Below are 26,636 nucleotides of genomic sequence, written 5' to 3'. Positions count from 1 at the left end.
GTTGTTATGTAGGCTCCGAAAGAAATTTCGGAGCTTTTTTTTTAAAACAGTATGGGCAGGATAAATTGGAACATGATGATAAGCAGGGCCACTGAGATCAGGTTGAGGATAATCCCTGCCCTGGCCATTTGGTGGACTTCAATGTAGCCGCTGGCAAAGACGATGGCATTGGGAGGAGTAGCCATTGGGAGCATAAAAGCACAGCTGCTGGCAATAGTGACCGGGATCAATACATGCAGCATAGGAATATCAAGGCCTATTGCAATTCCTGCCACTACGGGCGCCAGCACAGCCACAAGGGCCACATTGCTCATCAATTCGGTCATAAACAGCATTAAAAGGATTAGCAGGGAAACGGTAAAGAGAACAGATAATTCACTTTGGGCAATGGCATCGGAAACCACATCAACAATACCGCTACTAGCCATGCCGTTGGCAAGTGCTAATCCTCCTCCGAACAGAATCAGAATTCCCCACGCCAGTTTACTGGTGTCATTCCATCGTATAATAAAATCCCCTTTTCGCAAATTATAAGGTATCGCAAAAAGAGCGATGGCTCCTGTCATTGAGATGATCGTATCGGAGAGTCCGAGCGAAGGAATCATTCCATTAATTACTGTTCTAAAGACCCATAAAAAAACAGTGACTCCAAAAATGGCAAGGACCATTTTTTCTTTCCCTGACGTTGGTCCGAGTTTGCTTAACTCGTCCTGAATCACCTGGCGTGACGCCGAAAACTGTAATTGATTGTTGGGAAACATCCATTTAACCAGCACCCAGTAGCAAATAAAAAGTAGTAAGGTTGAGAATGGAAGGCCAAAGGTCATCCATTTTAGAAAGGAAATCTCAATCTGGTACTGATTTTCAAGCAGGCCGATAAGTACTGAATTAGGAGGAGTACCGATTACGGTAGCGATACCTCCTGCATTGGCCGAAAACGCAATTCCCAGCATTACACTAAGGGCAAAATTTTTATCGTCCTTCGTAAATCCATCCTGATCATGGATTAACAAACTGATTACAGACATGGCGATGGGCAGCATGACCACTGTACTGGCTGTATTACTGATCCACATACTTAGGGCCGCCGTGGCAATCATAAAGCCAAGTACAACTTTGTTGGGTGTCGTTCCTGTAATCCTAATGATGGTCAGGGCTATCCGCTTGTGAAGGTTTACCTTTTCAAGCGCAAGGGCCAGTACAAAACCACCGAAAAAAAGAAAGATTATAGGACTGCCATAATTGGCGCCGACCTCGGCAATGGCCATCACATTGAGACTGGGAAATAATACAAGGGGGAGAAGGGCGGTTACCGAAATAGATACTGCTTCGGTAATCCACCAGACAATCATCCAGGAGGCCGTGGCGATGACGGCATTGGCAAATTCCTTGCCGGGGAGAAGGTCAGGTAAATTGATCAGGATAATAAAAAGCAGCGGTCCAAGGAAAAGACCAATTTTTTTACTCAAAGCCATAGATCAAAATTTAAGGCCTAAGCTATACTTAAAATTTTAGTTGAGAAAATAAAAAAGGGAGCCGATAGCTCCCTTTTTAGAACATGGCAACCAACCCTTACGGACTCAGATCAATGAGCATCAGATCATTATCACAAGCTCCGTAGAAGATTTTAATTTCGTTTTCCTGATCATAACCGGCAATAAAAAAGAGGGCATTGTCCTTTTTAATAAGTTCAGGAAGGTAATTTCCGTTGTACTTTAACTGGGCTATCTGAGCACCTTGTGCGTTGAATTTCCGCAGGTATTCATCCGTTGAAATAACAAAAGAATCTCCCAGTTCAACCAGGGCCTGAATTGTTGAACTTCCTTCATAAAAGGTCTTGTTTACCGTGTTGCCCTCAGCATCCGTAACTCTGAGTTCTCCATGGCTGTACATTACCAGGTTCCCATTACTGAGCCGTGTAAGTTGATAGCTTCCGTTGAAGTCGTTACAATCTTCAACGGTTTCAGAAAGGGAAGTGTCCTCGTAGACTACATGACTGGTCACATTTAAATCCCCATCAAAAAAGACAAGTAGGGGTTGATAGTCTGTAACATAGGGGAGAGAAATATTTTTTGAGAATACAGCCCCATACGCTACATATCCGCCATCTACGGCTATCATATCTCCAATCATAGAATCGGCCGGCCCAAAGTTATTTAGAACTACGGCAAATGCGTCCCCACTACTATTGCGTTTCTCTACGGCCGTTTTGTAGATTCCACCTTCTTCCTCTGTTCCGAAATACAGGTAATCTGAACCAGCAACAAGAGCTCCGTAGCTGTGTTTTGTGGCAGAACTCACTGCATTGAGCAGCGTCCAAACGCTTGTGTAATTCAATTCCTGGGTACCGTAGAGTCCGCCCAGAGTTCTCGCAAATACAAAGTTCATTTTCCCTGACGGGTAGAAATTTACAAATCCGCTCCCTGAATTATAAGGTTTATCTGCGATATAGTTCGACGCATATTGAAAGTTTTCGTCAAATTCACGATAGTAGAACTTAGATCCTCCTACGCCCACATTGTCCTGGAACAACTCCAGGGAATATATATTTCCTGTAGTTGGATTTACCCCTACTTCCAGAGGGAGGCCCGTATACCCTTCAGGGATCTCCGGAAACAAATAGGAGGCTTCAATGACAATGACGGTAACAGTTTTGGTCTGCGACTTGCTTTCCTGTTCATCATTGGTAACCGTAAGGGTGATATCATAACTTCCGCCTTCTTCAAAACTGACAGAAGGACTTTCCAACTCACTGCTGGTTCCATTGCCGAAATCGAACAAATAGGATGTTGCACCTTCTGAACAGTTGCTAACAGTCAGCATCTCACCAACATTGATGGTTGTGGAGCTGAGTTCAAAGCAAGCCTTCAGGGCTACGCCTTCGTCCGGTTTTTCGTCAATTAATGGGTTAGCGTCTTCAGAACACGCTATTAAAAGAATCAGGCATACGCCCAGTAGGTAGTATTTTTTCATAAACACAGATTTGAGGTTCCACGTTTATAAAACGCCTGACTGGCAATGATATTTGAATTTTTAACAGCTTTTCGATGAGATGCATGCTGTATAACTACCTGAAAATAAATATTTTAGATATTTTTAACAGGTTGTTTGTCGAGTAGAGTCCTATTGGAGGATACAGAGCAGGTTTTCGCCTTCTTTTACCACTTTTACCAAACCGTGGGCATTGAGGCCTTTTATGCCTTTATCCCAGGCCTTATTACTTAATCCAGCCTTTTCTTTAAGTGTTAAGAGCGGCATGGGATTTTGCTGTTTCAGATAGTCCAGAATAAGTTTTTCATTCTCCTTGAGCTCCGGTACTTTCTTCTCAGGACGCATTTGCGGGAAAAACAGGACCTCTTGTATAGAGGCGTTATCGGTCATTAACATCACCAGCCGATCTATTCCGATGCCAATCCCGGAAGTTGGGGGCATACCGTATTCAAGAGCCCTGAGAAAATCCTGGTCGATAAACATGGCCTCGTCATCTCCTTTTTCGGAGAGTTTTAATTGCTCTTCAAATCGTTCCCTTTGGTCAATAGGGTCGTTTAACTCAGAATACGCATTCGCTATTTCCTTCCCATTCACCATAAGTTCGAAACGTTCGGTGAGCTCCGGATTAGTTCTGTGTTCTTTGGTAAGCGGACTCATTTCTTTGGGGTAATCAATAATAAAAGTGGGCTGAACATAGAATTTTTCACAAGTTTCCCCAAAGATCTCGTCAATCAGTTTGCCTTTCCCCATGCTATCGTCTGTCTCAATACCCAGTTTTTTTGCAATGCTGCGTATTTCCTCTTCGTTTTTACCATTGAGATCGTGACCGGTGTGTTCCTTTATGGCTTCAAGCAAGGGTACTCGTGGATATGGAGCTTTAAAATCGATTTCATTTTTCCCCACCTTCACCCTAGTGCTCCCATGTGCATCAAGGGCTACTTTTTCAAGGAGGCGTTCTGTTTTCTCCATCATCCAGTTATAGTCCTTATAGGCCACATATAGCTCCATTACCGTAAATTCCGGGTTATGGGTACGGTCCATCCCTTCATTCCTGAAGTCTTTTGAGAACTCATAAACGCCTTCAAAGCCACCTACAATAAGTCTTTTGAGGTATAATTCGTTGGCAATACGCAGGTATAGCGGGATATTAAGGGCATTGTGATGGGTTACAAAAGGCCTAGCAGCGGCACCTCCCGGAATGGGTTGCAGGATGGGTGTTTCAACTTCCAGGTAGCCCATGTCATTGAAGAACCCCCGGATACTGTTAGTTATCTTTGTTCTTTTAACAAACGTCTCTTTAACTTTCGGATTAACAACGAGATCCACATAACGCTGGCGATAGCGCTGTTCGGGATCGTTAAACTCGTCATAGACGTGTCCTTCTGCGTCTTTTTTGGGCAGGGGCAGGGGCCGGAGTGATTTACTCAGCAGGTCGAAGTGTTTTACCATTACGGTCTTTTCACCTACCTGGGTTGTAAAGAGTGTTCCTTTTACACCAATGATATCTCCTATGTCGAGCAACTTTTTATAGACCTCATTATAGAGGGCCTTGTCTTCCCCGGGACAGATCTCATCCCTGTTGAAATAGAGTTGTATTCTGCCTTCACTGTCTTGAAGCTCTGCAAAGGATGCCTTGCCCTGAATACGCCTCGACATGAGGCGGCCAGCTACAATCACTTCCTTTCCTTCCTCGTAGTTCTGTTTGATCTGAACAGACCTGGTATTTACCGGGTAGAGATTAGCAGGATAGGGATTAATTCCCATCTCCTTTAGTTTTGCCAGTTTTTCCCTTCGTACTACTTCTTGTTCAGACAGTTGCATATTCCCAAAATTGAGCTGCAAATATAGCGACATGCGGCCAATCTATCAATCAAAATCATTTGTAGTAGAGAAAATTCAATTGGAATACGGTGTAACATTTTAACTTTCTTTGATACTGATATAGTACATCAATCAAAATCAAATCAGAATGAGCTTTCTACGCGTATTGCTCGCCATTTTATTTCCACCATTGTCGGTCATAGGGAAGGGGTGTGGCTCTTTTATTATCGTCTTTTTGTTAACACTCTGTGGCTGGGTGCCCGGCGTTATCGCAGCTCTTATCATATTGAATAATCCCAACTAGGTAAAAGTTTGCAATTGTATCAATCCATAGAATGCCGAAAAAATCTTACCCCGGCCCTGAAGGGTGGATTTTTTCTATTTCTACGATCAATTTTACTCCTAAAAGAGTAGGTAAAAGAAAATGATCATTTAGTTCTGCAATGGTTTTTGCCTTTAATGTTGCAGGGGGTTAGATTGTATTTGCTCAAATAATCTTACCCCGTACCTGAAAGGGGGGAATTTTTCTACTTTTGTGAGTATCAATAATTCTTATTCCTACAGATAGTTAAGTATTTATTTTCCTGGATTATTTTCCAATGAACGAACATAGAGACATGTTAAAAGACGAAGGTATGCATGCAGGTGCGTCGGCAGACAAATTTGCATTCGCAAGATTCCTAAGGAAAGTTGAAACTCCGCAAGAAAAAAAACTTTGGAATTTTCTGCGTACCAAACCTAACAAGATTAAGTTTCGAAGACAGCATCCTTTTAAAGATTATATCCTAGATTTTTACTGTCACAAAGCGAAACTTGTTATCGAAATCGATGGTAATCAACACAAATCGAATCAACAATATGATAAAGAGCGTACAGAAATAATTGAAAGTTATGGTCTAAAAGTGATCCGTTTTCAAAACAGTGATATCGATGATAATTTTGAAACAGTAATTAAAAGATTGATGAAATATATTTAAGCTAATTTTTCCTCTCCCTTAAGGGTTGGGGTAGGGGAAAAATAGCGTCAAGCTGACTATTTTTTATTTAGTAAGAGAGTATGAATAAAAAGGTGGCCATAGAGCATCTCGGCCTGAAAGATTACAAGGAAACCTGGGATTACCAGGAGGAGTTGTTTCAGGAGATCCTTGGATTAAAAATACGCAACAGGCGTGAGGGAACTACTTTCCCTACTCCCAATCACTTTTTATTCGTTGAACATCCGCATGTATATACTCTGGGCAAGAGCGGGGATATCGAAAATTTACTGGTTGATGAGGAACAGCTCAAAAAGAGGGGTGCAACGTTTTACAAGATCAACCGCGGAGGAGATATCACCTATCACGGGCCGGGGCAGATTGTAGGTTATCCTATACTTGACCTGGATAATTTCTTTACTGATATCCATAAATACCTGAGGTTTCTTGAGGAAATGATCATTCTTACCCTGGCCGACTATGGTCTTACTGGGGAGCGCTCCAAAGGGGAGACGGGGGTATGGCTTGATGTGGGCACTCCATTCGCGCGAAAGATATGTGCTATGGGTGTCAGGGCCAGCCGTTGGGTGACCATGCATGGCTTTGCCTTTAATATCAATACAGACCTCTCTTATTTCGACCTGATGATCCCATGCGGGATCAAAGGGAAGGGGGTGACATCCCTCAATGTGGAATTAGGTCGAAAAGAAATACCTATACACGAGGTGCAGGAAAAACTACTTCTTCATTTCGGTGAGCTCTTTGAGGCCGAAATGACTTAAGACGATTTCCGGGACGACCTGCTAAAGCCTGTCATGACGCTCAGACAATTTTAAGACCTTTTCCGTGTAACATTTATGCGAATTTTTCGTCTTTAGTATATAGAAACTTTTATTTATAACATTAACAATCAAAAAGATGTCAAGTATTAGAACTCAATTTTTACACAAAGGGATTATGTTGGGCATATGCCTGATGGGGGTGTTGTTGAGCACTATCTTTATCGGCAATGATTCGGAATATTCCGATGATACATTACTGGTAGGACATCATATTGAAAACCCTTCCGAGGAAAAGGAGTACCAGAGCAATGGGTCATTAGAACAACCCGATTCAACCTTAGGTGTTACCGAAACTCATTCTGAAGTCGAATAAACCAATTCTTCTGTTTCATCATGGTTTTTGAATACCCAGGTAGCAGGATACTTGTATCTTTTATTTAGAGAAAGCGGTTAATTCAGACCAGCTCATCATCTTTCCCTTTTTATTATAATCTTCCTGCTTTACCATACCTACTCCTTCCGCCAGCCATTGTTTGGCTGTACCCCTAATTTTTATACCCATTTTAGATTCAAAGTTGTAGGAAAGCACAACACAATCGAACGTCCCTGCCGGAGTGGTTATGGTTTCTCTACCTGATACTTTTCGATTGGTGATATTGACGTCCATATTTAACTTGATGGGGTTAACATGAATGGTCATATGCATATTGGAATCGGGCAATTCAAGGCCTTCCAGAAGGTCGTTCGGGATTATGAGGTTGGTTCCTGAAACTTCAATTTCCATGTCTTCATACTGCTCCAATATTCCTGGCGCTCCAAGCGATTTGAAATCTATTGCTATCCCGTCATCCTGACAGCGAATCTCATACTCCGAATTGGCTATTACTTTCCCTTTCTTGTCCTTTACCTCATAGGCCAGCATTGCCCAGTCGGTCCCCGCATCACTAACAGAGTAATCTACGACTGCCGTAGGTTTATTGACTTTTTCGTAACTCGTGATCTGGAAGCTTGTTCCCTTTTGTAAAGGGTAGTAAACACTGCATACTTCCTGTGAAAATCCACTTGCGCTTAGCAAAAGGATAACAATAAAAAATAGGTTTTTCATATCATATTTTTTTAAACACTACACGTCTATTCTGAGCTTTACCATCGGGCGTGCCGTTATCACCAACCGGCTCAGATTCGCCTAAGCCTGCAGTTTGTAATCGACTACCATCAACATTGTAAAAATCAATAAGTGCATCGCGAACAGCATCCGCTCTGCGTTTAGATAGGTCCATGTTAAGGGACTCGTCCCCATCTGAATCGGTGTGGCCTTCGATAATTAAATTCATGTCGCCTTCTTGTTGCAAAACCTGGGAGATCTGGCGGATAATCCCCATGGACTGAGGCTGGATATTGGCAGAACCCACATCAAAAAGGATCCCGTTGGTTGAAACTTCTCCTTCTGAAATAAGAGTACGCCTCAAGTCTAACCCTCCTTCTGCAACCTTTAAGTTAGTGATGAACAATCTTTCTTCCCCGTCCTTAAAATTATTCATATGGAATTTTAAGCTACTAATTATACCACCCTCAGGTACAATTCTGGGGATGTCTATATGTTTTTCCTCGTTGACCCACAGACGAAATCTCCTTTTATTTACAGCAATGGATATATGTGGCCTGTTGAGGACCTCATCTCTCAGATCTGCCCTTACCGTACTGTACATTTCACGTTTATTATTGATATGGTTAGACATCGTTATCCCAACTGCTGCGTACTGACAAAATGGAATCTGCGCATGTACAAAATTGGCTCCTTCTTTAAAGCCGCTATTGTCACTCAGGTCTACTCGCAGAATTGCAGTAGACGATGTTTTTCTGGTAAGGCCTACAGACATTACGTCAAATTCAATGGTATACTCTTCAGGCAAATCAGGAACATCGGGGATAAAGAAAATGTTATATCCAGATATGAGCTCCAGCCATCGTTCATCTGAATCCCCCAGGGTCACTACTTCACCAGAACCGTTTGTGTTCCATTTGGAAGGAAAGTCACCTATAAAATCATTCTGAAAATCTTCAAAAAACATTAGTTTATCTCCAGGAACGTAGTCAAATTTGCTAAAGACTTCTAATTCTTTTGCCTCTTTGGTTTCGCCGTCAGAAGAACCACTTTCATTGTTTGAAGTGGTGGTTTCATTCCCGGAATCGTTGTCGGCAATATCATCATCCGATTGTGTTTCGCTGGTTTCTTCTCTTTTTTCTGACAACAACTTTTTAGCAGTTTTTAAGCTGTAATTCAAGGCTTTTTTCGCACGGTTCATTTGCAGTGTTGCCTTTCCTTGCTTTAAAACACCTGCACCATCGATATCCATTACGGCATCTGGAGCGCTGGCCAGCAACTGCTCCATATCTTCAACCGAATCAATTAAGGCCTCGTAATCATCGTCTTCGAGAGGTCTGCCTTCTCGTGCATAATTGTCATACACATATACCTTATCGTATAGATCAAATGATTCCCTGACAAAAGTGTCTACACTAAGTATACCTACACGGCTGGAGGGTCGCTTTAACCTTTTCTCTTGTGCTTGAGTGGCAGGGCTAATAAATAGGATTCCGAAGAGTAAAAGGACTATCCTTGCTTTTAGAGAGGGCTTCATTTTTTTATTTTTATTTACACTTGGTTTATTTGGCTAGTATTTTGATGGTTTTAAATGACAACTCTTTCTCTCAATTTGAGTGCTTATTTGGCTGTTGATTTTTTGTTGTAGCCCCTGTTAAAATACATACTTTTTTTAATAGCAGGTTACAGAAGTTAAGTTAAACGTATGGTCATCAACGGTCTGTGCCATTGGTAGAATTTTACAACCAGCTTAGGGCAGTGGTCTAACACTTAAATTCGTACCTATTAAAAATACTCTAAATAGTTGTATTTAAAAAATGAAAATATTGGATTGACAGCTAATCGATTCTTTCAATTGACGGTATAAACAATCAGAGAATTCTCCTCAAACTTAGCTACAATTTCAATGCTGCGGTTGTTGTCTATATCGGATAGGTCTATTGGCGATGCAGCATAAACAGGGAAATTGGGAAAAGGTAAGGCACTGCTGTCAAAGAGATAAGCTCTTTGGGTCTGTATATCTGTTACGCTAACATAGATCTTGTCGTAAATATAAAAGATACGGGGCTTGGTATAGACTCCCAGATCCAGGCTTGCCTTATTTCCTTTTATAGTCAGTTCATTGTCATTCATAAGGGAAAGAGATTTGATGGTGGCATCCATCCCATGGTCCTCGGCAAGGTTAAAACGGGTTTTTATGATCTTTCCTTTGGTGTCGACAGCAAAGAGCGTTCCTGTTTTATCTGTCACGATAAATCTGTTATTGTTCAGGTACACATCATTTTCAGAAAAATCGATTTGTTCCTTAACTGCCACACGGGTATTACCCACCCTGTTTAAAATTTTGAGGGTACCGTCTTCCAGTTTAAAAACCAGGTAGTCCCTGCTCCCGATCCTGAAATGCCTGGGCCTGTCCAGGATAGCTGTATCTGCCTTGGTGTATTTAAATCCTTCCACGATTTTCCCTTTGCCATTGAACATGCGAATATCACTGCCCTGGGTCACCACAAAGCGGTAGTTTCGATTGCCTTCATAGTCGAAAACTGCTAGTGGGTTGAGGATAGGTCCCGAAAAAGTCATTTCGAAAGGGGCTACTTCCCTTCCGTTCCTGTCGAGAACAAGGAATTGATTGCTGGTGGTAAATGCGAGCTGTAATCGCCCATTCTTGTAGAGGTCTATTTGTTCTATCCTACCCTGTACTCGTCCTTCAAGGGCTTTTTTCCATAATATCTTCCCTGATGTTGAGATAAGATACAGGTTGTTCTCTGTATCCTGAACTACAATTTCTTTTTTGTCATTGCGGTGGTCTGTGACAAATTGTGGGTTTGTGGCAAGGGGTGCATCCAATTCTACCGTGAAAAGTGGAGCCACACCCTGTTTTTTGCGTGAACTCGATTTTCTTTTTACAAAGGTATTAAGGTGGCAGAACGATCTGTCTGCTACCAGCTGAAATGCAAATACATGCTCCGGCAGGTCTGAGCTGTTGTCAGTGAGTAAGGCTTTGGGGATATATTTGCTTATTTCATCACCTAGTTTCCTCCCATCGGCGATCAGGAGCAGGGAGGAGGCTTCTGCCAGTTCAGATCGCGCACTTTCATAAATCACAGAATTATCAAAGGTTTTACCACTATTGATATTTCGGATCATGAGTTCCATAAAACTTTTGTTATCACAAAAGATAAAGGCATTATCGAGGACGGTATAGTGCGTGATTTTAAAACCAGTAATAATTGAGGGAAATGCTTCTTCCAAAAGAGGACTTGATTCCAGTATTCCGATTTCCTTCCCCTGGTATTCATAAACGGAACTCCTTGAATCCTGTAAAAATTCCGACAGGCTTAGTGCCCCATAGGTATTGATTAAGACAGCTTTATTGGTGCCCTGAAAAACCAAACCCACTTCTTCTGTGGTCTGGAACAGCGTATCGGCCACTTTTACATCTTTATACTGCTTTTGTTGATTTGCCTTAAAAACGGCTTCATCCGTAAAGGATATGGTGAGCAGGCCGTCTGCTCCTTCGGGAGAGAGACTGGCGAGCGTATTAACAACAGGTTGGGTATTTGCAAAAAGCGATAGTAGGGTAGACACACTATCTGTGATGGTCCCTACGCCTGTCCATTGGAGCAAATCCTGCGAAGCATGCAGGTCCAGTGCCAGAGAATGGGCCAGATCAGTCCAGCCAGAGCCGCTTTGATCTTCAGAACCCGTATACATCGAATCTAATTGCGAAGCCTGAATATAAAGGGAGGCTGTTTTTCCCTGCCCCGCACTTCGGAGAAGTCGAACCAATTCCCTGTCGGGATGAGTGGCCGTTTTCAGCCACTTTTTCTCCGTGATCAAGAGGGAATCCTTTCCTGAAAACCTCAGGGAAGCCGTTTCCGAGGAAAACCATGGAGTGGAAACCTCTTCCAATTCTTCAACATCGTCATCTTTTTCATCCACGTGCTCCCTGGTAGAAAGACTGTCTGATACCTGTTTGGCAGGGGGAATTTCTGAAATATAAATATAAGAAAGGCTGTCCGCGGCATTGGGCAGGGCTACGAGATAGCCAGGATCTTCAGTGGTGAGTCCTTTTAGTTCTTCCAGAAGATGCATCAGGTTGGGTTCCTTTTCCCCCCTTGAAGATGGCAGGACGAAATCACAATTTCGCAAATCGAGTCTCAGGGTAGTGGGGTCGTTCACCCTAAAGATCAGGGCGGCATTATCAGGAATAGCATCTTCAAGAGACAGTTCGGAACTTTCCAGAGGATTACAGGCTGATAAGAGGATTGCGATGATTCCCATCGCCAGGATACTTCTCATGCATTAATTTTAAACAAATTTAGGATTTTAAAGTTCAAGTGATAATTGATCATTCTTAATTTTAAAAGTTTTTCTGTGGTAAGGTGTCAGGCCAAATTTATGAATAGCCTTCCGGTGCTCCCTGGTTGGATATCCTTTGTTTTGTCGCCAGTTGTACTCAGGGTATTCTTCATGGATTTTTGACATATAATCATCCCTTGCATTTTTAGCCAGCACGGAGGCTGCGGCAATACTCATAAATTTCCCATCACCTTTCACAATACATTCATGTGAAAAATTACCATAGGGTTTAAATTGATTTCCGTCTACAAGGATATGGCGAGGTTCGGTACTGAGTGCTGAAAGTGCTTTGTGCATCCCCAGGATAGAGGCGTTCAATATATTAATCTCATCTACAACTGCAGGATCGATATGGACAATGCCATAACTAAGGGCATTGGTTATTATTTCGGCTCCGATCAATCTGCACTGTTTTTCGGAAAGCACCTTGGAGTCATTTAGTAATCCTGAATCGTATCCGGGGGGCAGAATAACGGCTGCGGCCGTAACCGGACCGGCCAGGCAACCCCTTCCGGCTTCGTCTGTACCAGCTTCGTACAGAAAGCGATGATATCCTTTTAATACACCCATCGAATTACTGAATATGAGGAAGTTAAGAATTTTCTTATACAAATAAATTCGTTAAAATATTTAATAAAATCTGAAGAAAAGACCCAAAATATTACATTATTAATAATAAATGACCATATTTTAACAAGGCTTAACTCCGCTTTCACTTCTTGTTTGGAAAATTAACTTATAATTATCACTTTTGCAGCTGGCTAATTCAAAAATCTAATTAAATGAAATCAAAGTTAACATGGATGTTGACACCATTATTGGTGCTCTGCATGAGCTTTTCTTTTGCACAAGAGAAAAGTATTTCAGGTGTTGTGACAGACCAGAACGGTATGCCGCTACCTGGTGTTGCGGTTTTAGTTGTAGGAACGACTACCGGAACACAGACCGATTTTGACGGAAACTATACCATCACTGCCCGCGTTGGACAGGTATTAAGGTATAGTTATCTGGGGCAAAAGACGGTGACGAGAACAGTAGGTGCTGAAAGTACCATGAATGTTCAAATGGAAGATGATGCTGAGGCACTACAGGAAGTTGTAGTACAGGGGTATCGTAACTCTACCAAGGAAAAGTCGAGTATTGCATCGGTAACGATTAGTGCTGAGACTATTGAGAACAGACCAAACGCGAGTTTTGTTCAGACGCTTTCCGGACAGGTAGCAGGTCTTAACATTACCACATCAACAGGACAGCCCGGTGCTGCCTCAAATGTAAACCTTCGTGGGGTTACGTCTATTAATGGTAACACTCAGCCGCTCTATATTATAGATGGCGTACCGGTAGATGAAGACAACTTCAGGAGTTTAAACCCACAGGATATCGCATCGGTATCTGTACTGAAAGATGCCGGGGCAACCGCCATTTACGGTAACAGGGGTGCGAACGGGGTTATCGTGATCAAAACCCGTCAGGGTAGCTTTAACCAGGGTCTCCAGGTCAATTACACGGGGATTTTGAGTTTTAGTACGCTACAGGATAATGATTATAACCTTATGGATTCTCAGGAGCAGTTAAACCTGGAAGCCCTTAGAGGCGCTGGTCGTGGTGCTACACTCACCGACCAGGAAATCGCCCTTGCACCAACCTTTGACTGGGCAAACTATTTCTTCGATACAGGTCTTACCCAGAACCACACGGTTACCCTACAGTCAGGTAGTGAAAACTTTACACAATTTACTTCCCTTGGTTATTTTGACCAGGAAGGTATTCTCCAGGATTCAAACCTTAAGCGTTTCAGTATTCGTAGTAATACTACGGGTAAGTCTGAAAATGAAAAGTTTAACTACAGTACGAATCTGACAATTAACTATTCAGAATCAAATGAACCAAATTCAATTGGTTCAGGAGCGATCAACAGGAACTATATCCTTGGTGCATATCAGTCAGTACCTTATATTACTCCTGATGATTATACAAACGGAGCAGATCTTTTATCTCCCCTCCTTTTCTCTAACACTCCTTTATTCCTTATCGACAGATTAGAGACTTTTACTCGTAAAGAGGAAGAAGTTAAGTTGATAGGTAGTTTCCAGGCCGGTTATCAAATTACTGACAACCTTTCTGCAAACGTAACCATGAGTGCTGACTATCAGAATGAGATTGAGACAGAAGCTGAAGGGCCAACGTCTTTTAACGCCCTTTTGTTCGGTGGAGCTGAAAACCCAACTTCAGGTTATCAGGATCAGGTTTCCATTAGGCAGTTTAGTTACAACCAGGTTACCTCTTTAAATTACAACAATACCTGGGGTAAGCATACTGTGGATGCCGGAGTATACTCAGAATACTTTAAGGCACACCTCAGAACATTTGGTTTCCGTGAGAACGGTCTTGACCCAAAAACATTCTTTCCAGGTGATGGAGCCGGATTTATTCCCGCATTTGTAGATCAAAGCACAGGCGCTCAGTTGTTTGTGGACAATCCTTTTGCAACCATCAGAAACGCAGGTTTGTTCTCTGTTTTCAGTCAGGCTGATTACGATTACGACGGGCGTTACGGGATCACCGGAACGATCAGACGTGATGCTTCTTACCGTTTCGCGGGAAGTAACCGTTACGCGACTTTTTACTCTGTAGCTGGTCGATGGAATATCGATAACGAAGCCTTTATGGAAAACTCATTTTTCGATGTCTTGAAATTGAGAGCTTCTTACGGTACATCAGGTAACCAGAGGATATCAGGAAATACCTATTTCTCTGCACCTGACCTTACAAGAAACTTCTTTGCAACCGGATCTGGATATGGAAACAACAACTCCATATTCCTTTCTCAGATTGCAAATACAACCTTACGATGGGAAACAGTTACCCAGGGTAACGTTGGTATCGACTTTGAGTTGTTTAACAGCAGGTTGAGAGGTAGTGTTGATGGTTATGTTAAAGAAACCTCGGATCTGTTCCAGAGTACTCCGGTTTCTGCAATCAACGCAGTTACTCAATTAGATGCTAATACAGGAACCTTAACCAACACTGGTGTTGACCTTACCCTGAACTACAACATCCTTAACGGAGGTGATGACGGGGTAAACCTGGTTCTGAACTTTGTTGGGAACTACAACAAGCAGGAATTAGACGAATTGCCTAGTGAAGATGGGGAACTCATCGGAACTGGTAGAAATGGCGGAAAACTCTTTGAGTATTTCTCCATCCGTTATGCAGGGGTAAATCCTGCCAATGGTAACCTGTTGTTCCTCGATGCTAATGATAACATCACTGAGAACCCTGATGCTGATACAGATCGTGTGTGGTTAGATAAAAACATCTACCCTGATTTCAATGGAAGTTTTGGATTTAATCTGGATTACAAAGGATTCTTTTTCCAGACCCAGTTTAACTACACCGTTGGGGTAGATCGATTCGACTTTGATCTTTCAGGATTCCAGAACCCTGATAATATTGGACAGTTCAGATCTTCCCGTGACCTTTTAAGGGCATGGACTCCTGATAACAGGATTACTGATATTCCGGCATATGATGCATTTAACAGGGCTTCATTTGCTTCTGACCGATACATAACAGATGCTGATTATATCAGACTGCGTTTTGCCTCTATTGGATACAGCTTCCCAGCAAGACTGTTAGAAGGGACAGGATTATCCAGACTGAGAATCTTCGGAAACGCGGAAAACTTGTTTACCATTACAAAATGGAGAGGGTTTGATGCAGAGGCGTTGAACAATACTTCACGCTTGTATCCAACGCCTAAGACTTTATCAGTAGGATTCGAATTAGGATTTTAAAAATAAAAAGAGCAATGAAAAATTATAAAAAACTATTTTATCTATTTGGTTTGGTCACCGTTCTCGCTGCGTGTAACGATGCGATTGATATTGACCAGCCAGGACGATTGGACGCTGATGCCGCTTTCGAAAACGTAGCGGATCTTCAGGCCGGACTCTTCGGAGTATATGCCAATTACGACCTTTCCGGTGAGATCGCCTTTAGTTCGATCTTTACCGATGAACTCTCTATCGGTTTCGATAACGGAGGTCAGGGACTAGCCGATTACGGCTTCGTATTAAATGCCGGTAGCACAGCCCCTGCCACATTCTGGGTAGGAGCATACGGTGCGATCAACTCTGCGAATAGGCTTATCGAAGCTGCAGAGCTTATAACCCCTGAAGCCGGGGAAGAAGATCAGTATAACAGTATCCTTGGACAGGCTTATGCCTTAAGGGCACTTGCTCATTTCTTCCTTCAGTCGTACTACACGACAAATTATGAGGATGACAATGCACTTGGTGTGATCGCTGTGGACTTTGTTCCTACTATAGATCAGCAGTTATTGCGTAACACCAACGGTGAGGTCTTCGGATTAATCGGAGACGATCTGGATCGTGCTGCTTCCTTGTTAGGTACAGATACCAGCGACCCTACTTTTATGAATATCGATGCTGTGAACGCACTAAGGGCAAGAATGGCCGCTTACAGAGGGAATTATACTCTTGCAGCTACTTTAAGTCAGCAGTTGTTAGACAAATACGGTCTGGCAAACAGAGCGCAGTATGAGGCTATGTTCCTCGATACTGACAATACTGAGATCATCTTTAAATTGGAAAGGACAAACAACGACCCTTATGACGGACAAGGTGCCACAGGTAGTCCTGCTGCAGGTGGATGGGCCGGAGCTCGTTTCGCTTTCGTAGATGCTACGCTGGCAGGTTCTCCATATTTTGAAATGGGACGTTCTTTATTTAACTTGTTAGATCCTGCAGATATTCGTTACGACGTGAATGTAGCTCCTACAAGTCTGATCGATCCTGATTACGCGACTAATAACGACCCTGCAACTGATATCCTTGTGATTCAGAAGTATCCCGGATCTGAAGGTCAGCCTTTGATGAACGACCTGAAAGTATTCCGTTCTTCAGAGATGTTACTGATCCGTGCTGAAGCCTATGCCGATGCCGGAAGCATCAACGGAGCTACCAATTCTACTGCCGCTTTATTGAAGCAGTTGAACGATGCCCGTTTTGGAACCGATACCACTTTACCGGTATTTGCCAACGAAACAGAAGCTTTTGCAGCCATTCTGGATGCGAGGAGAATTGAGTTGTCTTTTGAAGGACACCGTTACAAAGATCTCAAGAGATTGGGAGCACGTGCTAACCAGGGCGTGTTAAAAGATCCGATTGACTGTGCATTTAACGGAGCATGTACGCTTCCTGCGTCAGATTTCAGGTTTACATTGCCTCTGCCTATCGTAGAATTCAATGCGAATCCAGGTCTTCGTGAGCAACAAAACCCAGGATACTAATAATTAAAATAAGACACATTATGAAAAAATATATTGCACTTATCGTCTTAGCTCTTGTAGGGCTTACCTCTTGTGAGGAAGACTTATTAGTATACGACACTCCGGAAGGTTTTATCCAGCTTTCAGCTGAGACCGGAACGATTACGGAAGATACGACAGATCCTATCATTACCCAGGTATTGTTAGGAACAGGAACCAATGAATCAGGAGTCTCTGTAAGCTTTACAGTGACATCTTCAGATCCTAGCAGATTTGTGGTTACTCCTGCAACAGGGACTATTGATATCCCTGCCGGGGAATTTTCGGCAGATATTTCTATTACTCCTGTTGATAACGTTGCAGCGGATGGAGATTTAGATGTTGTTATTGAATTGTCTTCAGGAAATTCCTTGCCTATCGGTATAGGAGGAGAAGGTAATTTCAACACCTCAAGAACTATCACCATTGTTGATAATGACTGTCCTGTTGACATCAATGCTTTTGTAGGTACATTCACTGTATTTGAAAACTTCACCGATGGTGTAAACGCTCCTTCTGGATTGGTTGATTTCTTTGGCGAATCCTATCAGGTTGAAATGGCATTGCAACCAGGAGATGCTTCAGGTACAAAAGTGGTTGTAACCAACAGTGCAGGTTTCAACACTTATTTGCCTGATGGTACCGTTTTCCAGTTTCTGGCTTGCTCAGGTGCTATCCTGATTGAGGGAGGTGACCCGGTAGTTGCTGAATTTGCCGTACTAGTAACTGATGGTTCATCTTATGATGAGAGCATTGGAGAACTTCAGGTAACTGGTGAATTAGGCCCGCAGTTTGGACCTTATCAATTTACATTTACCAGACAGTAAGTCTGAATAGTAATATTTAATTAAAACCTGCGATATTTATCGCAGGTTTTTTTATGCCAATAAGGGAAGTAACAAGGAGTTTAATTTAATAGTAGAAAGGAAGCTTTCAATTAGTGGGATCTAAATCAGGGCGACACTATTTATAAATGATTCAGATGCAAGCAAGCGGGCCTAAAGCTCATTGACTTTTCTTGCTGAAAATGTACGACAAAAATAAGCCCCTCTCAGAGGGGCTTTAATTTAACTCATAATATGATGAAGAATCAGAGTGAATTATAATAAGCCAATACCTGTATAACTTCTTCTTCGGTCTTCATCTTTAATTTGTTCTTTTTGGCGAATACCTCCACTTCTTTCTGATGATCAGGTAAAGCAGAAATCACGTCTTTACTCTTCAGTTTTATTTCAATCCCCGGATTACCTTCAGTTATAATGTAATAAGAGTTGTCATCTTCAAATTTAGCAGGCTTATCTTTGGAATAAGAGGATGTTGCAGCGCGTTCTTCGACAAACTTCTTACTTTGTTTTAGTAGTAAACGGGCATTCCCTTTATTCATCTCAACAAAGTACGTCTTGCGGATAGCTCCGTTTTTCTTGTAGTTTTCGATGCGATAGTGCTTGCCTTCAATAACAGCACTGAGATAATCTCTTTTCAGTAAGGTTATAATTCCTTTATCAGTCTTCATTTCGATCCCGTCCTGATAGGCATTATACCTCAGTAGTCCATTGTATGGATCCTGTCCTTTGGCATAGACTTTTCCCAGTACGAATTCCTCATTGGCATAGGGAGATCCCTGTACATTGGCAGGCAGTCCGCTATTTACACCCCCAAGGGTAGTGTTACTGATAAATTCTGTAGGTAATTCAATGTTTTGCGCATAGGTAAACGTAGCACCAAGGGCAAAAACCAGCATTAGATTTTTTTTAATCATGTATTCATTGTTTTAGTTGCCAGAAAAGTATCAAATACCATTCCAGCTTGGAATTTATAAGAAAAAACTGTCATTATTGCACCTGGAAATCAAAGATTTCTGACTGAGAGGTGTTCCCCTGACTGTCGCGGGAAACAATTCGCCAGTAATAGACCGTCCCGGATACCACAGTAGCGTCAAGGGTGCTATCTGTAGTAGTGCCAAGGGAGACTAAGGCTGAACTATCAGTGCCAAATAACACTTCATAGTCTTCTAGGTCATTATCAACGTCACTTCCAGCCCAAACCAGGCTTACAGTACCTGAAGCTGTTACGGTAGAACCTCTTTCCGGACTTACCACGTCTGCAGGGAAGGGGGCATAATTTTCAACTCCGGGACCCTGATTGTAAAATCGCCAGGTAGGACTGGTAGCCGTTTCATTTGTGCCATCGGCCAGGGAAATCACATACCACTCATAAGGTACACCTTGCAAGAGGATAATCTCTGCACTGTTTGTACTGGCGTTTGTACGTGCGGTATTGTTATTATCCAGATTCCTGATATTCAGTTCATAATTATCTGCATTCTGGGCATCTGTCCAACGGAATGTTACCGTACTCTGGGTATCATTAATTATTGTTCCCTCGTTACATTCCGTATTGTTATCCGGAAAGATCAGGGTTGCTGCCGAGGGGGGAGTAACCGTCATAGGTGGTTCCGGTTCAGGATCCGGATCACTTCCACCCCCACAGGAGAGCAGCATTACAGAAAGAAGCCCTAAAAAGCTTAGTTTGTATTTCATTTTCTAATGATTTTATAATTCATCAAACCTGAAGATGTTTTGATATTCAATAAATAGATGCCTTTGGATAGAGCATCGACATTAAATCGGATTTCATTGTTCTCTGCAGTGTATTGCTTTCTGAAGACAGTACGGCCATTCAGGTCGAATAAAGCGACCTCCACCTGTTCAGAACTGTTGTTTCCGAGATATATGTTGAGATCTCCTGAAGAAATAGGATTCGGGTAAATCAGCAATTCTGAACTCAGCATAATCGTTTCCGAGTATACTCCCTGACAATCCTTGTCTGTCCTAACCGTCAATGTATTTTCCACCTGGGAAAGGGGCAGGGTAATCTCTTTTTCAGAAGTACGGTAGACTTCTCCATTCAGGTTGATCGTATACGATTTTCCACCGGATAAATCGAGAGTAACCTTATTGTCAAATGAATCAATTTTTGAAGAGACTGACAGGTCTTCAGGCTCTGGAATATTAACTGAATAACAAAGCTCGTAATCAGGCTGTCCTTCCACAGTTATACAAATTTCGTAAGTCCCCGCGCTGAGATTCTCGAAGCTGAGGCTGTCGCTAAAACTCTGACTTTCATTAAGTCCGCTTCCCGTAATTGTCGCAGTATAATTCAGGACTTCCACAGCATTGAGCGTTATACTTCCATCATTATTGGCGGTACAGGTCTCCCCAACCGTAAGTAAACTAAAGTTCGTTGTAGGGAGGGTGAATATCTCACAACCGGTTACATCAACTACTGTACCCGGAGGTGTGTTATCACAAAGGTCATTTGCATTGGGTACGCCGTCGTTATCAGCATCATCGTCACATACATCACCAATTCCATCTCCATCTGCATCTGCCTGGTCAGGATTGGCTACCAGTGGGCAATTATCCTCTGTATCCAATATACCGTCATTGTCATCATCCGTATCACAGGCATCTCCCTGGCCGTCGCCGTCAGTGTCTATCTGATTGGCATTACCTACAAGGGGACAGTTATCATTTACATCAAGGATTCCGTCGTTGTCATCGTCATCATCATCCTGAAACCCTTCTACTACAAGGTCATCTATGATAACCCCCTCCTGGTTTACAGAGGGATCTGAATGAAATACGATCCTGAAAATGACATTTTGTTCAGCCGTAAGATCGGTTTCACCTAGTGCGGCATTGGCTGTAAAGTCATATGCATATTCAGTTAAGGTAGCATCTGTTCCTGTCCACTGGGCTCCGGGGCAATTCTGGCAATCGTCATCAGCTCCTGAACTGGCGTTTGTCCTGTCACTGTTGTACCAGTTGGGCTGACTATCAATACTTCCCAGCACCTGCCAGTTGGCTCCATCGTCTGTAGTGTATTCAACGTAGACAATATCAAAATTGATCTCAAGGTCATAGGCCATCTGAAATTTCAGGACGGGGGCTAGTATACTCGACATTTCGTAACAATCGCTCACCAGGTAGGCAATGGTTCCATCAGGATGGTTGCCGTTTAAGTTGGTGCCATATACTTGTGTGCCGGAACTGGCCTGGTTCAGCAGGCTTCCTTCAGGCAGGCCTCTTTCCCACAAAGGCGATCCGCCTCCGTCATTAAATGTATTGAGGGCATCGGCGGTGGATTCGAATGTATTGATGGCGTCCCCAACTCCGAACCCATTGACAAAAAAGGAATGACTTATCTCGTTGTTGTCCTCAAAGGCGTCATTGGAAATTGACACAGTTACCTGGAGGGTATACTCTCCAATAGTGGTGAGATTGAGTGACGGTAATAAAATGGTCGTAGTTTCATCGCTGTTCAGCGTAACCGGAGCATTGAAATTCTGTGGACTACCTCCATCAACAGTGTAACTTACATCTACCGAAGAAATTGGATTGAGGCCGTTGTTTTCCACCACTATTTCAGGAATGATTTCCCCGCAGATGACCAAACCATTGGCCGGGGATAAAGAAACCAAGCGCACATCGTTGTCTGGTACCTGTATAGGAATCGGCGATTGCCAAACTCCTCTTCCGTACGTAGAGGCTGTGATTAATTCATCATCAAGGCTGATATCGAGGTCGCTCACAGCAACGCTTGGAAGATTGGTAAAATAATCCTCCCATTCCGTTAGAGTATCGTCTATTCGATATACCCCTAAACTTGTTCCAACATATATAGGATTATCTGTGTGTCTGCCCTGGTGTACAATAGAAAATAATGCCTGATCGGTGGGAATGTTAAAAGTGATATCCTCATCAGGGCCTGCATCACCATTGGCATTTACAGGAACTTTATAAATCTTTCGTGTAACACCCTGTTGCTCAGATTGAGACCTGCCCACGCGCAAGGAAGTGATAACATAGATAGCAGAACCATCATTTGTGTTGATGGCAATGTCCGAGATTTCGGCCCCGGCATTAAAGAAGGCGCTAAAGGTCTGGCCGCCATCATCACTACGCTGGACAAATGTACCTTCGGCAGCATAAAGAACTGAAGGATTAGTAGGGTCCACTTCCAAATCATCGATGCCTCCTTGAGTACTTGGGATAGTATATAGTTTTTGCCAGCTATTACCTTCTAATTTGTAAACTGCATCAAAACCGGCATATACATCACCGGTACTACTGATAGCCAGGGGGGTAATCCAATTCCCTTGTATTGGGTCGTTTTGATCATCCCTGGGTGGACCTACAAAGCCGATAGACTGACCTGAATTGGACGAAATATTCAGGGAGCCTCCAAATTGTGTAAAGCCGTATACCAGATTGTCATTGTTCGGGTCGATCACATTGTCCATCCCATCGCCACCGTGGTAATTATTCCATTGCCCGTTTTGAAGGATCTGGCCTCCGTTGTCCTGTAGCCCCCCGATCATTTTAGATGAATTATCCGGAGAAACTGAAAGTCGGTAAAATTGGCCAACGGCCATCCCGTTAGTGTAATCTGTAAAGCTACCCCCTCCGTTGGTCGATCTGTAGATTCCTCCGTCTGTACAGGCAAACACCTGTCCGTTAAAGATCTTAATGGTATGGATATCGGCATGGGTGTAGGCTGCATCATTCACAAACCATTGGTTGAGGCGGGTAAAAGAATTTCCACCATTGACACTTTTCCAGATATTGAGGCAGCCCATATAAAGCTCATTCGCATTGGTGGGGGAAACCTCAAAAGCCATATCGAACCAGGCCTGGCTCGATTCCATGATATTGGTTGTATTCGGACTTTCGGTAAATGTTGCTCCACTATCTGTCGACTTGTATAAGCCCTGGTAGCTATGATTACTCGAACTCGTATTGGCGGTTAGGATATAGAGTACCTCAGGATCTGCAGCTGTCACTCCTAACAAGGCACGTCCCGAGCTGGTCGGGAGAATAGGATCATCTAAGGCAACAAAAGGAGTCTGCCCCCCATCCGTGGATTTGTAAAATGTAACCTCATTTCCAGAACGGTTTAAATAACGGCCTACGACCGCATAGACTGTATTGGCATCACCGGGTTTTAATTTTAAATCGGCGATAAACCCAGAGAGTAATGGGCTTCCCCATGTTACGCCTGCATCTGTACTTTTATAGAGTCCGGTATTAGTTGCTACCCATAAGATATCTGAGTCGTCTGGATCGATGAGGATCACGGTCATCAAAGTACTTACATTAGAGGTAGAAGGGTTGAGTCCGGTTTCCTGCCAGCTGGCACCCCCATCTATAGATTTAAAAACACCAACACTATATGAATCCGCGGCATCGTCATCGCCGGTAGCAATGTATATGATATTAGAATTACGAGGATCGATAGCTATGCTTGAAACACCGATCTGTGGAAAATCGTCAAAAAGATTGGTCCAGGTTGCACCGGCATCTGTGGTTTTCCAGATCCCACCGGCAGGGGCACCTACATACCAGGTATTGGGATCATTGGGATCTACTTCTATGGCATTGGTCCTTCCTGTTCCGGGGAGCCTTCCGGAATAAATACCTACAGCATCAGGGCCTATTGTAGACCATGAACTGGTAGGATTGGTCTCCATGTTGCTGCGATTTTGTTTATTCTCCCATGTCTGCCATAATTTCTCTGGACTGGGAAGATAGCCCTGTTGGTCTACGAAATGCATCCAATAATTCTCCCAGCGTTTATAGGGTTTGTATCCACTTCCTTTGGCATCTTTATCTCGGTTCTTCCAATATTCGTTAAAAGCTTCTGAGATTTCGTAAATCGTCATTGGCTGATCTACAGGACGTTCACCCATTTTGCTCCCGTCAGGCCCCGCAAGCCAGGGCGCATTCTGGTTGTACTGGGCAAAAGAGGAGAAGCCCGCCAGGAGGCAGAGAAGAAGTAATTTTCTTATCATTTAATTTTTTTGACTAATATCCAGAAAAAAACAGGATTATTCAATTTTTTTAGTTCTAAAACCCCTTTTTTTAGGAATTTTATATAAAAGCCCTTCAAGATAGGGAAATGATATGTTTTTCTTATAAAAGTTTCACACTTCTTTAGTATTAAAAAAAAGTAACTTTGTGCGAGTGATCGAATTTATGAGATACCTATATATAGTATTACTTTTTCTGGTATGCCTTCCAGCAGCAGCGCAGGATAAATTGCCCCCTCCGGGAAAACAGAAAGACTCAACTCAGTTCAGAAAGCGAAACCTTCAACAAGCTCAGGCGACGGATAAAAGTGAATCGATAACGAGAATAGAAGAATACAAGATCATTTCATATGAGAGGGACACCACATTTCTCGATACAACACTAACCATCCAGAAAGAGTATAAATACAATTTCCTTAGACGTGATGATTTTGAACTTATGCCTTTTGCCAATATAGGTCAACCCTATAACAGACTTGGTATAGACCTGGAAAGGTCGGGCTTATATCCAGCTTTGGGTGCCAGGGCAAGACATTTCAATTATCTCGAAGTAGAGGACATTTCATATTACAATGTCCCGACTCCTATGACCGATCTGTTTTTTAAGACCACTTTCGAGCAGGGACAGATGCTTGATGCCATGCTCACTTTTAACACTTCTCCCAGATTAAACTTTTCCATTGCCTATAAAGGCTTTCGCTCTCTTGGGAAATATCTGTACAGTGAGAATGAGTCGGGAAATTTCAGGACAACGGCGAATTATCTCTCGAGGAATGGCCGATATGCTCTCAGGGCACATATTGCAGCACAGGATATTTTAGGAGAGGAAAATGGGGGCTTGAGTGATAAGGAATTGCAGTTTGAATCAGAAGATCCTGAATTCCAGGACAGATCGAGATTAGATGTATTTTTTACCAATGCAAACAACAAGGTTTTGGGTAAGAGATACTATCTCGACCATCGTTACGCTCTTGCCCGCAAAAGGGACTCACTAAGGAACACTTCTTTGGGGGTTGGCCACGAATTTTCCTATGAAACAAAATATTATCAATTCCAGCAGAATGCTCAGAATGATTATTTTGGATCCATTATCATTTCTCCGATTGATGACAAAGCCACTTTAAAGACATTGTACAACCGCTTAAGTCTTGATTACTCCAGCAAATTACTGGGTACACTGAAGGGCTTTGTGAACCTCTATCAGTACGATTATTACTTTAACAGTATACTGATCACTGAGGATGAGACGATCCCTAATCAGTTAAGGGGGGATGAGATTGCTGTTGGAGGAAGTTACAGTAAACAAATAGGTGGTTTTTCTCTGGATGGGGAACTGGCATACGGGATCACGGGAGATCTTACGAATTATGTTTTTGACGGCTCGGCTAAGTTGAAACTCAATGAGAAGCATGAGATTGGATTTAGCGCTCATTCTTCTTCCAGGATGCCTAATTTTAATTTTTTACTCTATCAGTCGGAATACACCAATTACAACTGGAACAACAGCAATACTTTTGAAAATGAAAATGTACAGAGTTTAAAATTTAGTTTAAGCTCGCAGGTCTGGGGGGAGTTAATGGCTCAGTACTCCACTACTGATAATTATACCTACTTTTCCTCCAATGCCACAGAACAGCAAATTGCAGACGGAGAAGAAAATGCCTATGTCACGCCAAAGCAGGAAGGCAATTCGGTAAATCATCTGAAGGTAAAATACGCAAAGGAGTTCAAATTCGGAAAATGGGCCCTGAACAATACCCTTATGTATCAGAATGTGAGTCAGAGCAATATGGTGCTCAATGTACCCCAACTGGTAACGCGCAATACGCTGTACTATTCATCCAATGTATTTAAGAATGCTATGTTCCTGCAAACCGGCGTAACCTTTAAATATTTTACCTCTTATACAATGGATGCTTACAATCCTTTACTTGGGGAATTCTATGTACAGAACAGGGAAGAGTTGGGGGCATTTCCTCTTCTCGACTTCTTTATCAATGCCAAAATACGCCAGACTCGAGTCTATCTTAAGGCAGAACACTTTAATTCATCTTTTACAGGGAACACTTTTTATTCGGCACCTTCTTATCCGTATCGCGACTTTGTGATCAGGTTTGGGCTTGTCTGGAATTTCTTTTCTTGATTTTTTATTGACTACAAAAAAATTCTTTGAGAAAGGAATGCTCATTTTCAAGGGGTTAGCAGGATATTTTTTCATTTAAGAAAAATTTATCGTCTGGGGTTGTGCAACCAAAAAAATGGCTCTATATTTGCACCCGCTTAGCGAGGGATCGTTGGGTGAGAAGAGGAATACAAAAGTTCATTGATATATTGGTAGACAGCGAATTTGTTAGAGCAGAAGGGGTAGGTTTTCGGATTTACTTTGGAAGTTTTTAAC

The 26,636-nt window shown here is 42.6% G+C and carries 18 protein-coding genes; 8 read left to right on the top strand and 10 right to left on the bottom strand.

Annotated elements, in window-relative coordinates; translation table 11 throughout:
* Positions 1–41: 41 nt before the first annotated feature.
* The 3 genes from ACA086_RS12270 to lysS all read right to left on the bottom strand — a co-directional run bounded on the left by ACA086_RS12270 (position 42) and on the right by lysS (position 4,812).
* Positions 42–1,475 (bottom strand): DASS family sodium-coupled anion symporter, encoded by a 1,434-nt coding sequence (locus tag ACA086_RS12270; RefSeq protein ID WP_371003618.1) that lies wholly within the window; start codon positions 1,473–1,475, stop codon positions 42–44.
* Between the two features lie 97 nt (positions 1,476–1,572).
* Positions 1,573–2,973, bottom strand: a complete 1,401-nt coding sequence (locus tag ACA086_RS12265; RefSeq protein ID WP_371003616.1) for a PKD domain-containing protein — start codon at positions 2,971–2,973, stop codon at positions 1,573–1,575.
* A 150-nt stretch (positions 2,974–3,123) separates the two neighbouring features.
* Entirely contained in the window at positions 3,124–4,812 is a 1,689-nt protein-coding gene (gene lysS / locus ACA086_RS12260; RefSeq protein WP_371003736.1) for a lysine--tRNA ligase, read from the bottom strand.
* A gap of 148 nt (positions 4,813–4,960) precedes the next feature.
* Here lysS and ACA086_RS12255 point away from each other — a divergent pair, with 148 nt between their 5' ends.
* The 4 genes from ACA086_RS12255 (at position 4,961) to ACA086_RS12240 (ending at position 6,941) form a co-directional block, all read left to right on the top strand.
* A complete protein-coding gene (locus tag ACA086_RS12255) occupies positions 4,961–5,116 on the top strand; it encodes a YqaE/Pmp3 family membrane protein (RefSeq protein WP_297761071.1) in 156 nt (51 codons plus the stop codon).
* Positions 5,117–5,429: 313 nt separating this feature from the next.
* The gene (locus tag ACA086_RS12250) at positions 5,430–5,789 is read left to right on the top strand and encodes an endonuclease domain-containing protein (protein ID WP_371003615.1); all 360 of its coding nucleotides are present in this window, start codon (positions 5,430–5,432) and stop codon (positions 5,787–5,789) included.
* A gap of 80 nt (positions 5,790–5,869) precedes the next feature.
* The gene (lipB, locus tag ACA086_RS12245; RefSeq protein WP_371003614.1) at positions 5,870–6,568 is read left to right on the top strand and encodes a lipoyl(octanoyl) transferase LipB; all 699 of its coding nucleotides are present in this window, start codon (positions 5,870–5,872) and stop codon (positions 6,566–6,568) included.
* Between the two features lie 136 nt (positions 6,569–6,704).
* On the top strand, positions 6,705–6,941 hold the full coding sequence (locus tag ACA086_RS12240; RefSeq protein WP_371003613.1) for a hypothetical protein: 237 nt from the start codon (positions 6,705–6,707) through the stop codon (positions 6,939–6,941).
* A 60-nt stretch (positions 6,942–7,001) separates the two neighbouring features.
* Here ACA086_RS12240 and ACA086_RS12235 read toward each other — a convergent pair whose 3' ends face one another.
* From ACA086_RS12235 to ACA086_RS12220, 4 genes are all read right to left on the bottom strand, one after another.
* The gene (locus ACA086_RS12235; protein WP_371003612.1) at positions 7,002–7,673 is read right to left on the bottom strand and encodes a hypothetical protein; all 672 of its coding nucleotides are present in this window, start codon (positions 7,671–7,673) and stop codon (positions 7,002–7,004) included.
* 1 nt (position 7,674) lies between these two features.
* Positions 7,675–9,210, bottom strand: a complete 1,536-nt coding sequence (locus ACA086_RS12230; RefSeq protein ID WP_371003611.1) for an OmpA family protein — start codon at positions 9,208–9,210, stop codon at positions 7,675–7,677.
* A gap of 314 nt (positions 9,211–9,524) precedes the next feature.
* A complete protein-coding gene (locus tag ACA086_RS12225) occupies positions 9,525–11,975 on the bottom strand; it encodes a ribonuclease HII (RefSeq protein ID WP_371003610.1) in 2,451 nt (816 codons plus the stop codon).
* Positions 11,976–12,002: 27 nt separating this feature from the next.
* Positions 12,003–12,605, bottom strand: coding sequence for a ribonuclease HII (locus ACA086_RS12220; RefSeq protein WP_371003609.1), 603 nt, complete (start codon positions 12,603–12,605; stop codon positions 12,003–12,005).
* Between the two features lie 212 nt (positions 12,606–12,817).
* Here ACA086_RS12220 and ACA086_RS12215 point away from each other — a divergent pair, with 212 nt between their 5' ends.
* Genes ACA086_RS12215 through ACA086_RS12205 form a run of 3 tightly spaced genes read left to right on the top strand, consistent with a single transcriptional unit; the run spans position 12,818 to position 18,194 of the window.
* On the top strand, positions 12,818–15,832 hold the full coding sequence (locus tag ACA086_RS12215) for a SusC/RagA family TonB-linked outer membrane protein (protein ID WP_371003608.1): 3,015 nt from the start codon (positions 12,818–12,820) through the stop codon (positions 15,830–15,832).
* Positions 15,833–15,846: 14 nt separating this feature from the next.
* On the top strand, positions 15,847–17,349 hold the full coding sequence (locus ACA086_RS12210) for a RagB/SusD family nutrient uptake outer membrane protein (RefSeq protein WP_371003607.1): 1,503 nt from the start codon (positions 15,847–15,849) through the stop codon (positions 17,347–17,349).
* Positions 17,350–17,369: 20 nt separating this feature from the next.
* Entirely contained in the window at positions 17,370–18,194 is an 825-nt protein-coding gene (locus ACA086_RS12205; protein WP_371003605.1) for a hypothetical protein, read from the top strand.
* 263 nt (positions 18,195–18,457) lie between these two features.
* Here the strand turns inward: ACA086_RS12205 and ACA086_RS12200 are convergent, their stop codons facing one another.
* From ACA086_RS12200 to ACA086_RS12190, 3 genes are all read right to left on the bottom strand, one after another.
* Positions 18,458–19,126 (bottom strand): hypothetical protein, encoded by a 669-nt coding sequence (locus ACA086_RS12200; protein WP_371003604.1) that lies wholly within the window; start codon positions 19,124–19,126, stop codon positions 18,458–18,460.
* 73 nt (positions 19,127–19,199) lie between these two features.
* The gene (locus ACA086_RS12195; protein ID WP_371003603.1) at positions 19,200–19,907 is read right to left on the bottom strand and encodes a hypothetical protein; all 708 of its coding nucleotides are present in this window, start codon (positions 19,905–19,907) and stop codon (positions 19,200–19,202) included.
* Positions 19,904–24,220, bottom strand: a complete 4,317-nt coding sequence (locus tag ACA086_RS12190; protein WP_371003602.1) for a thrombospondin type 3 repeat-containing protein — start codon at positions 24,218–24,220, stop codon at positions 19,904–19,906. The genes ACA086_RS12195 and ACA086_RS12190 overlap by 4 nt, the downstream gene beginning before the upstream one ends.
* A gap of 184 nt (positions 24,221–24,404) precedes the next feature.
* Here ACA086_RS12190 and ACA086_RS12185 point away from each other — a divergent pair, with 184 nt between their 5' ends.
* Positions 24,405–26,381 carry a putative porin gene (locus tag ACA086_RS12185; RefSeq protein ID WP_371003601.1) on the top strand — a complete coding sequence of 659 codons (1,977 nt, stop codon included), beginning with the start codon at positions 24,405–24,407 and terminating at the stop codon, positions 26,379–26,381.
* Positions 26,382–26,636 lie beyond the last annotated feature (255 nt).

Origin of the sequence: Muriicola sp. E247, from assembly GCF_041358175.1 — a bacterium.
Taxonomy (GTDB): Bacteria; Bacteroidota; Bacteroidia; order Flavobacteriales; family Flavobacteriaceae; genus Muriicola.
This window is presented reverse-complemented; position numbering and strand designations above follow the sequence as displayed.